This is a genomic window from Acidisoma sp. C75, from assembly GCF_054665095.1.
Genome location: NZ_BAAFHD010000002.1, coordinates 293,344 through 306,333, shown reverse-complemented (window position 1 = coordinate 306,333; position 12,990 = coordinate 293,344). Strand labels below are relative to the sequence as shown.

Genomic DNA, 12,990 nt, shown 5'->3' with positions numbered 1-12,990 from the left:
GGCGGCATGCGCAAAACCCTGCTCGATAGCCTGCTGCACCGCCCCTTCACCGAACGCCTGCCGCAGCCGGACGCCGAGATGCAGGCGATGGTGGCGCTGCTGGATCGGGCCGCGCGCCGGCGGCTCGGCCGCAGCCTCGCCATCCGCGTGGTCGATGCCGGCTCATGCAATGGCTGCGAGGTGGAACTGCAGGCGCTGAGCAACCCGCTCTACGATCTCGAGCGATGCGGCCTCAAGCTGGTCGCCTCGCCACGCCACGCCGATGTGCTGCTGGTGACGGGCCCGGTGACGCGCGCGATGGAAGCCGCGCTGCTGACGACCTATGCGGCGATGCCCGCGCCGAAATGGGTGGTGGCGAGCGGCGACTGTGCCGCCGGCTGCGGCCCCTTCGCGGGGAGTGCCGCCTGTATCGGCTCCGTGGCGCGGGTTCTGCCGGTCGCCCTCACCATCCCTGGCTGCCCGCCGGCGCCCGGCCGGGTGCTGGCGGGGCTCGTCGCCCTGCTCGCGGCCTAGTAGGGCAATCCCCGCCCGATGGCCCTGCGCCCGAGGCTGAGGGCACGAGACCGCCATGCTCCCGCGGCGCGCGATCAGACCCGCGGGCGGCCATTGAAGCGCTTGCGCCGGCGGGCGCGGACATAGCCGAGGTGATGGCCGGTGCGGCGCACCCTATGGCGGAAATGCGCTGCGATGCGAGCGACGGAGCCGAGCAGCAACGCCACGATGCCGCTCATGCTGTATTGCAGGCCGCTCGCGCTATCGGTCTTGCGCAGGCGGATGATCTCCTCCCGCGTCGGCGGGGAGGGCACGAAGCGGATCTCCTCCGGCCCCATGTTGAGCGGCGCATCCGCCGCCGCCAGCGCCGGCAGCAGAGATGGCGCTGCCGCCACCCGATCCGTCAGCGGCGGGCCGAGGCCGAAGAGTTCCTGCACGGTCTTGATCACCGAGGTATGGTCGAAAGGCGGCCCGTCCGGATCGTCCGGCCGGATGATGCTGCCCGGCGGGATCAATGGCGAGATGATGACGGCCGGCACGCGGGCGCCGTAGCGATCGAAGCGGAAACCGTCCGGATAGGGGCCGCCGGGCGGCGTCGCCGGTGGCGGCGGCACATGGTCGTAAGTCCCGCCGTGCTCGTCATAGATGATCAGGAACAGCGTTCGGGCCCAATGCGGACCTTGGCGGAGCGCGTTGTAGGTCTCGGCGATGAGTTGCTCGGCATGGATGAGGTTGGTCGGCGGGTGCTGATCGTTGGGCACGATGTTGCGAAAGCGGCTGACGAAATAGCGCGGCTCGATGAAGGTATAGCTCGGCAGCACGCCGGCCCGCGCGTCGGCGGCGAATTCGTGCTCGTAGAGACGGAAATCCGCAGTCGGCAGGCGCGGCCAGAGATCGGCGAGCAGGGAGGTATTGGGCAGGTCGTGAAAATAGACCGCCCAATCCTGCCCGTATTCGGTGAGGCGGCGGAACAGGCTCGGCATGCGATAGGGGAAGTGGGGCGGATCGTTATTGACCCAGCCGCCCGCGGTGCCGGTATGCAGGAAGAAGCGATTGGGCCAGGTCTGGCACGGCGCGGAGGCGAACCAGCGGTCCGACACGCCGAAGGCGCGGGCGAGTTCGCTCAAGACCGGCACCTGCGCCGGCGAGAAGCAATGCATGATCTCGCTCGGTTCGGGTATCGAGGAATCCGGGCCGCGCGGCTGGCGCATGTAGTTATCGACGAAGCCATCCATCCTCGGCACGCCGCGCCCGCGCCCATCCGGCGTCATGCCCGCAGCGCCGAAGAACTGCGCCTCCATATCGTGGAACAGCTCGCCGGGATCGGGATCGGGGCCGGAGGCCTGGGCGCGGCTGAGCCCGGCATCGTTCCATACCCGCGTCATCACCGTGCCATCCGGCCGGTGCCAGGGGTTGCCCTCCTGGCCCGTCAGCCCATCGAAATCCGCGCGGTCGGGATAGAGCCAGCCGAGCACGCTATCGAAGGACCGGTTTTCGAGCATGAGCACGACGACATGCTCGATGACGCGGATCGAAGGGTCGTCGCGGCTATCTGATGGCATGGCTCACCGGCTCAAGCGTGCGGTTCTCCTATGGCCGGTCAGGCGCGCGGCATCCAGGCGAAAGCGGCGCTTTTCCCTGGCGCTGACCTATTCTTGAACGATGCGGCGCGCCTGAGCGGCGGGCTTGCCGCACCGGCCTCTGCCGCTCGCTTCACCAGCGCCCATGCACATGCGGGCGGATATCGGCGTCATAGATCGCGCGCAGGCGCTCCATCACGCTGCCGGAGAGCGGGGGAAGTGCGGCTGCCGCGGCATTGGAGACCGCCTGCTCGGCGGTGCGAGCCCCCGGGATCGCCACCGTCACCGCCTCGAACATCAGAATCCAGCGCAGCGCCAGCCGCGCCATGCTGGCATCCTCGCCGACGAGCGGGCGGATCTTCTCGACCGCGGCGAGCCCGACCTCATACGGCACGCCGGAGAAGGTTTCGCCGACATCGAAGGCTTCGCCATTGCGGTTGAACTTGCGGTGATCGCTGTCCTCGAAGTCGGTATCGGGCTTGAACTTGCCGGTGAGGAGGCCGCTCGCGAGCGGCACGCGCGCGATGATGGCGACGTTGCGCTGGCGCACCAGATCGAACAGCGCCTCCGCCGGCTTCTGGCGAAAGATGTTGAAGATGATCTGGATGCTGACGACGCCGGGATAATCGAGCGCCTTGCGCGCCTCTTCGACGCTTTCCACGCTCACCCCATAATCGCGGATGCGGCCTTGCTGCTTGATCTCCTCCAGCATCTCGAAGACCTCCGGGCGACGGTAGAGCGCCGTCGGCGGGCAATGCAGCTGCACGAGATCGAGCGTATCGACCGCGAGATTCTGCCGGCTGCGATCGATCCAGGCGATCAGGTTATCCCGGCTATAGCCTTCGACCGTCTGCGCCGGCAGCCGCCGCCCCGCCTTGGTGGCGACGAAGGGCCGATCACCGCCGCGCTCCTGGAGGACGGCGGCGATCAGCCGCTCGGAATGCCCGTCGCCATAGACATCGGCCGTGTCGATGAAGGTGACGCCGGCATCAAGCGCCGCATGCAGCGCCTGGCGCGCCGCCTTATCATCCACCTGCCCCCAGCTTGCGCCGATCGCCCAGGCGCCGAAGCCGATTTCGCTCACGGCCTTGCCGGTCTTGCCGAAGAGTCTCGTCTGCATCTCGCATCCCACCTTTTCTGTGTCGTCTTGCGCGGCTGCCGCCGCCCGCGACCGTTTCATGACATTGCAGGGCACTTGGCCGCTCGCTCGCCCGCACGGGCGGGCGGGCGGGCGGTCAAGCGCCGGATCGGCTCACGGCTTCAAGCGATAGCCGGTGCGGAACATCCAGCCGAGCAGCGCGAGGCAGAGCAGCAGGAAAGCCAGCACGAAGCCGAGGCTGGCAGCGACACTGACATCGCCGATGCCGTAGAAGCTCCAGCGGAAGCCGCTCACCAGATAGACCACGGGGTTGAACAGGCTGACCGTGCGCCAGGGCTGGGGCAGCATGTCGATCGAGTAGAAGGCGCCGCCGAGGAAGGTCAGCGGTGTCACCACCAGCGACGGGATGATCGCGAGTTGTTCGAAGCTCTCGGCCCAGATGCCGATGAGAAAGCCGAAGAGCCCGAAGGTCACCGCCGTCAGGATGAGGAAGGCGACCATCCAGCCCGGATGCAGGATACGCACCGGCACGAAGAGCGTGGCGGTGGCAAGGATGATCATGCCGATGAGGATGGATTTGGTCGCGGCCGCGCCGATATAGGCGAGCACCGCCTCGGTGCTGGAGATCGGCGCCGAGAGCAGTTCGAAGATCGTGCGGGTGAATTTCGGGAAGTAGATCGCGATCGAGGCGTTCGAGATTCCCTGCGTCAGCAGCGTCAGCATGATGAGCCCGGGCACGATGAAGGCGCCGTAGCCCACACCGCCGACCTGATGCATGCGCCCGCCGATCGCGCTGCCGAAGACGATGAAATAGAGCACCGTCGTGAGCACCGGCGTCGCCACGCTCTGCAGGATCGTGCGGCGCGTCCGCGCCATCTCGGTGCGGTAGATCGCCCACATGCCGCGCAGGTTCATTCCGTTCATGCGCTGCCCTCCACGAGGCCGACGAAGATATCTTCGAGCGAGGTCCGGCTCGTCTCCAGATCCTTGTAGTCGATCCCCGCGGCCCCGAGTTCACGCAGCAGGCGGGGAATGCCGGTATCGAGCGCATTGGCGTCGAAATCATACACCAGCCGTTCGCCCTCCGCCTCCAGCCGCAAGGGCCAGCCGGCGAGGGCGGGCGGAATGGCGGCGAGCGGCTGCTGGGTGGTGATGCTGAGGCGCCGCTTGCCGAACTTGCGCATCAGAGCCGCCGTCTGCTCCACCAGAACCAGTTCGCCCCGGTGGATCACGCCGACGCGATCGGCCATCTCCTCGGCCTCTTCGAGGTAATGGGTGGTCAGGATGATCGTGACCCCCTGGTCCCGCAGCCTGCGCACCAGCTCCCACATGTCGCGGCGCAGATTGACGTCCACCCCCGCCGTCGGCTCATCCAGAAAGAGAATATCGGGCTCGTGGCTCAACGCCTTGGCGATCATCACCCGGCGCTTCATGCCGCCGGAGAGTTCGACAACGCGCGCCCCGCGCTTGTCCCAGAGCGAGAGATCTTGCAGCAGCTGCGTGATATGGGCGGGATTGGCGGGCTTGCCGAACAGGCCCCGGCTGAAGCGCACGGTATCCTCGACGCGGGCGAAGATATCGAGCGCGATCTCCTGCGGCACGAGGCCGACGGCGGCGCGCGCGGCGCGATACGCCGTCACGCTGTCATGACCGTTGATGGCGACCTTCCCCGAACTCATCGAGACGAGGCCGCAGATGATGCTGATGAGCGTCGTCTTGCCCGCGCCGTTCGGCCCGAGAAGCGCGAAGATCTCGCCTTTTTCGACTGTGAGATCAACCGAGCGGAGCGCGGTCTGGCCGGATTTGTAGGTCTTGGTCACGGCGGAGACGGAAAGGACGGGCGGCATAGACACTCCTCTATGGGCGGCGAGGCACGTCGCTCGTCCCGGATGCGGCGAAAGCCGGCGTGCGAGACGCTCTTGCCAAAAGCCCAGACCTCCGGCGGCGCATCGGGATAGAGCGCGGCGGGGGCGCTGTCAAAAACCAGGGCGTTGCCACAAGGGGCGCGGGCAACGCCCCGCGTTCTACCGCTGCATGGCGAGGCGGCTAAAGGTCGAGATGATCTTGCTGCCGGCGCGGAGCGTGCCGCCGAGCGATCCCGCCACCTTGGACTGCCCGGCCGTGCGGTTGCGGTAGGGCATCGGCACCTCGACGATGCGGAGCTTCTGCCGCGCGGCCTTGACCTGCATCTCGATGTTCCAGCCATAGGTCATCTCCCGCATGTCGAGGGCGGCCAGCGCATCGCGCCGGATCGCGCGGAAGGCGCACATGTCGCTATACCGCACGCCGTAGCGGGCACCCATGGCGAGGCCGGCGAGGCGCCCGGCCAGCACCTGATGCCAGAGCATCGAGCCGCGCTCCCGCTCGCCCCGCGTGCGGGAGGCGAGCACGAAATCATGCGTGCCGGCGAAGAGAGGATCGAGGATGCGGCCGATAAGATCCCCCCGGTCGGCGCCATCGCCATCCATGAAGGCGATGATGCCGGCCGCCGGATCCGCCGCCGCCGCACCCGCCGCACAGGCCCGGCCATAGCCCCGGCCGGCCGCGACCACACGGGCACCGGCGCGGCGCGCGATCTCCGCCGTTCCGTCCGTGCTGCCGCTATCGGCGATGATGATCTCGCCCACAAGTTCGCGGGGGATCTCGGCGATGACGGCGGCGATCGACCCGGCCTCGTTCAAGGTCGGGATGACGAGGCTTACAGGCTCCATCGGAGACCGCAATTCTGGCAAGGGGCGGGCGGCGCGTCGGACAGCAGATTGGTGCGGAAATCCCGGTAGGCCGGGCTGTTCCAGATCTCCCGCAGGCTGGCCTGGGTGGCATCGCCCAGGGTGTAGCCGCTATAGCCTCGGACCGAGAAGGGCGCGATGCAGCAGGGCAGCGCGCGGCCATGGGCGGTGAAATACATCAAAGACCAGGGCCTGCGGCAGGTGGACCAGGCATTATCCGCCTGCTTCTGCAGGCTGAGCCCAGGCTCCGTCGCGCCCGAGGCATCGAGCGTGACGCCGAGCGGCGCGGCCACCGCCTCGGCCGCGGCAATCGCCCGCCGCTCCTCCTCCTGGGTATTCTCGAAGAGGGATTGCGCGGCGCTCGCCATGCCATAGCCCTGCTCGTCGAAAACGAGCCGCTGCAGATGCACCTCGCGGATACCCATGCTGGCGGCCAGGCGGACGAATTCGGGCAGCTGGGCAATGGTCTCCTTGAGGCCCGTGAGCCAGAGGGAGACGCGCGGGCTGGTCGCCCCCATCTTCTGCTGATAGGCGACGAATTTGCCGACATCGCGCACGATGCGGTTGAAGAAGTCCTTGCCGCGCACCTTCGCGTAGGTCTCCCGGTCGGCCGCGTCGAGCGAGACGCGCAATTCGTCGAGCCCGGTATCGATCAATTCCTGAAAGCGCTTCTGCTGCATCAGCGTGCCGTTGGTGTTGAACAGCACATAGGTGCCGCGGGCCTTGAGGTAGCGGATCATCCGCGGCAGATCGCGCACCAGCATCGGCTCACCCACCCCGTGCAGCACGACGCGGGCGATATCGGGCACCTGATCGACGATTTTCGTGAACAGCTCCCAGCTCATATCGGCGGGCGGCTCCAGCGTTTCGAAGGTGCGCGGGCAGGTCTCGCAGAGCAGGTTGCAGCGGTTGGTGACCTCCAGATAGAGGCAGACCGGCGGGCTTTCCGCCCTGGCCGAGCGCTCGGCCGCGATCCGCTCGAAATAGCGCCGCGGGTCGTTCGCCGTTATCGTTGCGGACATGATGAGCCTTCCACGGTTTGCAGGGGGGCGGGCCGGCGGGCATGCAGGCGGCTCTCGGCCGCGAGCAGCAGCAGCACCGGCCCGTAGATGAGCGCCGGCCAGAGAAAGCGGCTATCCCCGAGCGGGTCGATGATGAGCAGCAGCGGCGCGGTGGCGAGCCAGAGCAGCGCCGCCGAGGGCGCGACCACCGCAGGCAGCGCGGCCCAGGCGAAATACCAGTGATAGTGCGGGCTGATGACGAAGAGCGCGAAGCCGATGAGGAGCCCGGCATCGGCGGCAAGGCGCGCGGCGTCATTGGCGGGCGCGGGGCGGGCCAGCATGCGCCAGACGAGCGCCGCGTAGAGCAGCGCGGCGAGGGCGACATAGAACGCCGGGGCGAAGGCCGGCAGCGGCAGGAGATCCCCCAGGCCCGCGAGCAGCCAGAAACCCTGGCCGCTCGCCAACCCCTCCTCACCGGCATAGCCGGGCAGGAAGCCCAGGACATGCGCCCCCGCCCCGCTATAGGCCGCATAGCCGAGGAGGATGACGGCAAGCCCCGCCAGCGCCGGCCGCCAGAAGGTGCCGCCGCGCAGCAGGGCCGGGGCGACCACCAGCGGCAGGAATTTCGCCATCACCGCGGCGCCGAGCGCGGCCCCCGCCCAGCCCAGACGGCGCCGGGCGCGCAGCAGGAGGGCAAGGCCGGTGAAGCCGACGGCGATGGCATCGACATGCCCATCGGAGGCGAAAGACCACAAGGCCAGCGGGTTCCAGGCATAGATGAGGATGCGTTCGGGCGGCAGCCCCGCCATCGCCAGCAGCCGCAGCATGGCGAAGATGCCGAGCGCCTCGAAAGCGATCGCCGCGAGGCGGAAGCTGTTGACGCTGTCCCACAACCGCCCAGCGGCGGCGAAGACCATCTCGGCCACCGGCGGATAGATGGTGCGCGCATATTCCTTGCGGTTGATGTGCGGATAGACCCGCGCATCCCGCAGCCGGGCGAGGGCGGGGTCGGCGGGGATGTAGCGATAGGGGTTGATGCCCGCGGCCTGGACCCGCCCATCCCAGACATAGCGGTAGATATCGGTGGACAGCATGGGCGGGGCGGTGAGCAGCAACACGCGCAGCAAGGCAGCGACGCCGAGGACGAACCAGACGGTGCCGCGCGGCCAGGCCCGGCGCAGGACGAGCCCGACCGAGACGCCGTAGATCGCCGCGCTCGCCACCAGCAGAATGACGAGCCAGCCGAGCCGGGCGACGTGCGGGCCGCCCGGCACCGCCGGCGGATCGATCACGAGCCCGACGGCCGTGAGCAGGAAGAGGGCCAGCGCGCAGGCCGAGAGGAGGGCGAGACGCGCCTTCATGCGGCGAAAATATCCCGCCGGTCGAGCCGTTGCAGCGCCGCGCGGCTGAAGGGCGCGGCATAGCCTTCCGGCCGGGCGGCGAGGCGCGCGAGGCTCGCCGCATCGTCGATATCGTACCAAGGCGGCAGTTCGGCCAAGGCGAGGCCGACTTCGGCCGCGCGGGCCCGCGTCGTCGCGGCGACGGTTTCGGTGCTCCAGACGATATCCCTGAACAAGGCGGCGTGCGGCCTCGTCATACCCAGGAGATAGTAGCCGCCATCGTCGCAGGTGCCGAGCACGGCGCGATCGGGCGGCCCGTCGAGCAGCAGGCGCGCGGCCTGGATGAGCGCCTCCGTCGGCAGATTGGGGGTATCGGAACTCAGCACGCAGGCGGCCGCGTAGCCGGCAGCGAGCAGGCGCTCCACCGCCTGGAAGAGGCAGCGGCCGAAGCCATCGATGCCGCGCGGAAAATCGCCGCCGCCATCGGCCAGCATCAGCCCCACCGCCGGGCCGAGATGCGGGCCGAGCAGCGCCTCAGTGCCGGCGGGCGTATAGGCGGCATAGGCCGCGATCGGCGCCTGCTCCGCCGCACGGGCGAGGTTCTCTGCCGTATCGCGCAGGAAGGCACCGCTGATCATCGCCGCCTCGTCCGGCCGCAGGGGCGGGCAGAGCCGCGTCTTCGAGAAGCCGGGGCGCGGCGCCTTGGCCATGATGGCGATGGCGCAGCGGGCGCCGCGGCGCTGCCTGGCATCCTCTTCCGCTTCCTGCCCTGCGGCGCCTGCCGCATGGCTCATGCCGCTTCGCATCGAACCGTCCCGTTCATGGCCTCGGCCGCCCTGAGAGCCCGCGCGCCGGGCAGTGCCGCACATCCCTCGCCGGAAGATGGTATTGAGGCGCCCGCCCTTGCGCGCAGGCCGACCAAGCGCCGCTGCCCGCCATCCTGCCTATGGGAAAAAGCGCCGCGCCGCGCCGCTGACGGTTGATATCACGACCTAGTGAGATGGCTTGGCCAGCCCGACCTTGATTGTCGTGTCACCCGGCACGGCGGTGGTTCCCGCAGGATCGAAGGTCGGAAAACCCGCGAGCTGCTTCGGCGTGAAAGCCACCACCTCCATATCCTGGCCGAGCAATACCATCCCGTCCACCGGCACGGCAATCTTTCTGCCGCCGAAGCCGTAGAAGCCGCCGAAGTTCATGACGACGAAAATCTCGCCCTGCGCATTCTGCACGACGCCTTGCACCCGGCCGAGAATGACCTGGCTTTCCACCGGTTGCAGGATGAGCCGCCCGGCGAGATCCCCCACCCGCACGGGCTGGGGGAAGCGCATGGCGGCGGATTGCGCAAGGCTCATGCCCGAGGGCGGCGGCATGCCCCCCGGCATCGGGCTCTGCGCGAGCGCGGGCGCCGTGCCGCCCGCAGCGAGGAGGAGGAGGAGCGTCACCCAGCCGACCGCGCGCATCTTGTTCAAATCCCCGCGAACCAGGAAAACCCGCGCGATTCCCAATAGCCGCCTGGGTAGGTATTCGTCACCTCGATCGCCGTGACCCACTTGGCATTCTTGTAGCCGAGCTTCACAGCGGTCCGCAGGCGCAGCGGAAAGCCGAAGGGATCGGCCAGCGGAGCGCCACCGTAATCCAGCGCAAGCATGGTCTGCGGATGCAGCGCGGAGGCCATGTCGATACTGCTCGGATAGTTGTCGGCGGTTTTGAAGGCCACGTATTTGGCCCGCAGATCCGCCCCCACATGTTCGAGGAAGGCGCGCAGCGGCACGCCCGACCAGCCGCCGATATAGCTCCAGCCTTCCACGCAAATATGCTTGATGACCATCGAGCTCTGCGGCAGCGCCTGGAGCTGGGCGAGCGTCCAGGGCCGCTTATCGGCGATGAGGCCGGAGAGTTCGAGCCGCCAGCTCGCCCCGTCCACCGGCTTGACATCCACCACGTCATAATAGGCGTTGAACTTGGGCGGCCGCAGGATCATCGAGGCCGGATAGGTCGGCGCCAGCTTGTTCGGGTTGAAGAGGAAGGCCTGCACCCGGTCGGTCAAGCGCGAAATGGCGATCAGCGCATTCTCGACCGATTGCGGGCTGCTGCCATCGCAGCCGGTCAGCATGACGAGGCTGCCGAGCGTCAGCCCGCCGCGCAGCAGGCCGCGCCGCTCAAGCGAGCGGATGAGCGGGCGATGGAGATCGAGCGCCGTATCGTAGCGGTCGGCATCCGCAGGCCGGAACGGCGATGTCATTGCTTGGCCCCCCGGGCCGGGGCGCGGCGGGGCGGCAGGCGCGGCCCGCCCAGCACCATCGCGCCGATCGTTTTCGGCACCAGAAGCGACAGCAGGACATGAACCAGCAGGAACCCGACGATGATCGCCATGCCGGCGAAATGGAACACCCGCGCAGTCTGAAAGCCGCCGAAAAGAGCGACCAATGGGGAAAATTGCACCGGCTTCCAGATGGCAAGCCCCGTCACCGCCTGATTGACGCAAGCGAGGATGACGATGATGTAGAGCAGCTTCTGGATCGCGTTGTAGATCGTCAGATCCTCATGCGCGATCTTGAAGCGCAGGGTGTCTCGCACCGTGTGCACGAGATCGCGCGGGCGGATCGGCAGCAGCCGCTCCCTGAAACGGCCGGTGGCGAAGCCGTAGGCGAGATAGCAGAGGCCGTTGATGCCGAAGATCCACATGCCGGCGAAATGCCAGTTGAGGCTCGGCGCCGCCCAGCTGCCGAGCCGCCAGAAGCCGCTGAAATGCAGGCCGTGGATGATCACGTCGTCATCATAGATGCCCCAGCCCGAGGTGATCATGACCAGCATGATCCCGGCATTGACCCAATGCATGATGCGGAGAGGCAGGGGGTGCAGCCGCCGCTCGGCGGCGGGTCGGGAGGTCGAGGCCCCGTGCGGCGGCGCTGCCTGGGGGGAAGTCGTCCAATCCGACATCACTACTCCTCACCTCGTCCCGGCGCCTCGATCTTGCACAGCTGCCCGAAGGTGGCCCTACCGCATGACCGGCCACTTCCTCCTAACAAGTTTCCGGAACGACTTCACGCAGAATTAAGCATGCCATCGCACCGTCACACTGGCCGCGCGGCGGCGCAGGAGCGGATGCGAAACCTCCACCCGCGCGACGATCACGCCGGCCGCCCATGGGCGACGCGGGATAGCCGGTCAGGCGACGCGCCTTTCCGCCCCGATGACCGCGCCCAGATCGTCCCGGAGCCGGGCGAGATCAGCCTCGCCCAGGCGCAGGCCGAGCTTGGATCGGCGCCAGAGGATATCCTCGGCGCTGCTCGCCCATTCGGCGCGGACGAGGTAGCGGATTTCCGCCTCCGTCAGATCGGCGCCGTAGAGTCGGCCGAGATCGGCCATCGCGCGCGCATCGCCCAGCACCGCGGGCACACGCGTACCATAGGCGCGCAGCAGGCGGCGGAGGTGGCTTTCGGCCAGGAAGGGATAGCGGGCGGCCATTGCCCGCCGCAGCTCCTCGAAGCCTTGGCGTGGAAAATCGCCGCCCGGCAGCGGCACGCGCCCCGTCCATCCGGGCGCCTCGCCCGCCACCGGCCGCAGATGCGGCGCCAACTGCGCGAGGGCGGATTCGGCCAGCCGCCGATAGGTCGTGATCTTGCCGCCATAGACCGAGAGCAGCGGCGGGCGGCCCGCCTCCGCATCGAGCTTCAGCACGTAATCGCGCGTCGCGGCCTGCGCCGCGGAGGCGCCCGCCTCGTCATAGAGCGGCCGCACGCCCGAATAGGTCCAGACCACCTCATCGGGCGTTACCGCCTTCTCCAGATAGGCGCTGGCCGAGCGGCAGAGATAGGCGACCTCCTCCTCCGTTGCATGCACAAGGGAGGGATCGCCCTGATAGTCCTGATCGGTGGTGCCGATCAGCGTGAAATCCCGCTCATAGGGGATGACGAAGAAGATCCGCCGATCCGCGTTCTGGAAGATGTAGCAGCCGGGATGATCGTAGAGCTTGGGCACGACGATATGGCTTCCCTGGACGAGGCGCACCGGCGCCCGCGCATTGCCGTGCAGCACGCTGTTGCCGACATCGCCGACCCAGGGGCCAGCGGCATTGACGAGCGCGCGGGCATGGACCGTGCGCGTCATGCCTGACGCTTCGTCTCGCACCGCGACCCGCCAGGCAGCGCCCGCCCGTTCCGCCGAAAGGCAGCGCGTCCGCGGGGAGATCACCGCGCCACGCTCCGCCGCCGCCATGGCGTTCAGCACCACGAGGCGCGAATCCTCGACCCAGCAATCGGAATATTCGAAGCCGCGGCGATACTCCGGCCGCAGCGGCCCGCCGGTGACATCCCGCCGCAGATCGAGGCTACGCGTCGGCGGCAATTCCCGCCGCCCGCCGATATGATCGTAGAGAAACAGGCCGAGCCGTAGCATCCAGCGCGGCCTCAGCTGCTTGTGATAAGGCAGCACGAAGCGCAGCGGCCAGACTATGTGCGGCGCGATCCCCCAGAGGACCTCGCGCTCCATCAGCGCTTCGCGGACGAGGCGGAATTCGTAGTATTCGAGATAGCGCAGCCCGCCATGGATGAGCTTGGTCGAGGCGCTCGACGTTCCGGAACCGAGATCTTTCTGCTCGCAGAGAAAGACGCTCCAGCCGCGGCCTGCGGCATCGCGCGCAATTCCGCAGCCATTCACGCCGCCGCCGATGATGGCCAGATCATAGGGTTGAGCGCTACTGCCGGACTCTGCCAATCTGCTGCCCTCCTCCCCGCGCGCTTGCGCGCC

Annotated in this window: 13 protein-coding genes; 1 reads left to right on the top strand and 12 read right to left on the bottom strand. The window is 68.2% G+C overall.

All coding sequences use genetic code 11. The annotated features are described in order from the left end of the window. Positions 1-6: 6 nt before the first annotated feature. Positions 7-513, top strand: a complete 507-nt coding sequence (locus tag ACYQ7X_RS03710; RefSeq protein ID WP_459695487.1) for an NADH-quinone oxidoreductase subunit B family protein — start codon at positions 7-9, stop codon at positions 511-513. Between the two features lie 74 nt (positions 514-587). On the opposite strand, the gene ACYQ7X_RS03705 is transcribed toward ACYQ7X_RS03710, so the two are convergent. The 12 genes from ACYQ7X_RS03705 to glpD form a co-directional block, all read right to left on the bottom strand. Next, positions 588-2,054: an alkaline phosphatase family protein gene (locus ACYQ7X_RS03705; protein ID WP_459695486.1), complete on the bottom strand. Its 1,467-nt coding sequence runs from the start codon at positions 2,052-2,054 to the stop codon at positions 588-590. A 151-nt stretch (positions 2,055-2,205) separates the two neighbouring features. Continuing rightward, positions 2,206-3,192, bottom strand: a complete 987-nt coding sequence (locus ACYQ7X_RS03700) for an aldo/keto reductase (RefSeq protein ID WP_459695485.1) — start codon at positions 3,190-3,192, stop codon at positions 2,206-2,208. A gap of 132 nt (positions 3,193-3,324) precedes the next feature. Then, positions 3,325-4,095, bottom strand: coding sequence for an ABC transporter permease (locus tag ACYQ7X_RS03695; RefSeq protein ID WP_459695484.1), 771 nt, complete (start codon positions 4,093-4,095; stop codon positions 3,325-3,327). Continuing rightward, complete coding sequence (locus tag ACYQ7X_RS03690; protein ID WP_459695483.1) at positions 4,092-5,018, bottom strand: ABC transporter ATP-binding protein; 927 nt, start codon at positions 5,016-5,018, stop codon at positions 4,092-4,094. The genes ACYQ7X_RS03695 and ACYQ7X_RS03690 overlap by 4 nt, the downstream gene beginning before the upstream one ends. A gap of 177 nt (positions 5,019-5,195) precedes the next feature. Further along, positions 5,196-5,882 (bottom strand): glycosyltransferase family 2 protein, encoded by a 687-nt coding sequence (locus ACYQ7X_RS03685; RefSeq protein ID WP_459695482.1) that lies wholly within the window; start codon positions 5,880-5,882, stop codon positions 5,196-5,198. Continuing rightward, positions 5,870-6,922 (bottom strand): radical SAM/SPASM domain-containing protein, encoded by a 1,053-nt coding sequence (locus tag ACYQ7X_RS03680; protein ID WP_459695480.1) that lies wholly within the window; start codon positions 6,920-6,922, stop codon positions 5,870-5,872. Before ACYQ7X_RS03680 ends, ACYQ7X_RS03685 begins: the two co-directional genes overlap by 13 nt. Further along, positions 6,907-8,262: a hypothetical protein gene (locus ACYQ7X_RS03675; RefSeq protein ID WP_459695479.1), complete on the bottom strand. Its 1,356-nt coding sequence runs from the start codon at positions 8,260-8,262 to the stop codon at positions 6,907-6,909. The genes ACYQ7X_RS03680 and ACYQ7X_RS03675 overlap by 16 nt, the downstream gene beginning before the upstream one ends. After that, positions 8,259-9,035, bottom strand: a complete 777-nt coding sequence (locus tag ACYQ7X_RS03670) for a TIGR04282 family arsenosugar biosynthesis glycosyltransferase (RefSeq protein ID WP_459695478.1) — start codon at positions 9,033-9,035, stop codon at positions 8,259-8,261. The genes ACYQ7X_RS03675 and ACYQ7X_RS03670 overlap by 4 nt, the downstream gene beginning before the upstream one ends. A gap of 198 nt (positions 9,036-9,233) precedes the next feature. Then, positions 9,234-9,701 (bottom strand): hypothetical protein, encoded by a 468-nt coding sequence (locus ACYQ7X_RS03665; RefSeq protein WP_459695477.1) that lies wholly within the window; start codon positions 9,699-9,701, stop codon positions 9,234-9,236. Positions 9,702-9,706: 5 nt separating this feature from the next. Continuing rightward, complete coding sequence (locus ACYQ7X_RS03660; RefSeq protein WP_459695476.1) at positions 9,707-10,483, bottom strand: molybdopterin-dependent oxidoreductase; 777 nt, start codon at positions 10,481-10,483, stop codon at positions 9,707-9,709. Beyond that, a complete protein-coding gene (locus tag ACYQ7X_RS03655; protein WP_459695475.1) occupies positions 10,480-11,181 on the bottom strand; it encodes a cytochrome b/b6 domain-containing protein in 702 nt (233 codons plus the stop codon). Before ACYQ7X_RS03655 ends, ACYQ7X_RS03660 begins: the two co-directional genes overlap by 4 nt. A gap of 228 nt (positions 11,182-11,409) precedes the next feature. Continuing rightward, the gene (gene glpD, locus ACYQ7X_RS03650; protein WP_459695474.1) at positions 11,410-12,957 is read right to left on the bottom strand and encodes a glycerol-3-phosphate dehydrogenase; all 1,548 of its coding nucleotides are present in this window, start codon (positions 12,955-12,957) and stop codon (positions 11,410-11,412) included. Positions 12,958-12,990 lie beyond the last annotated feature (33 nt).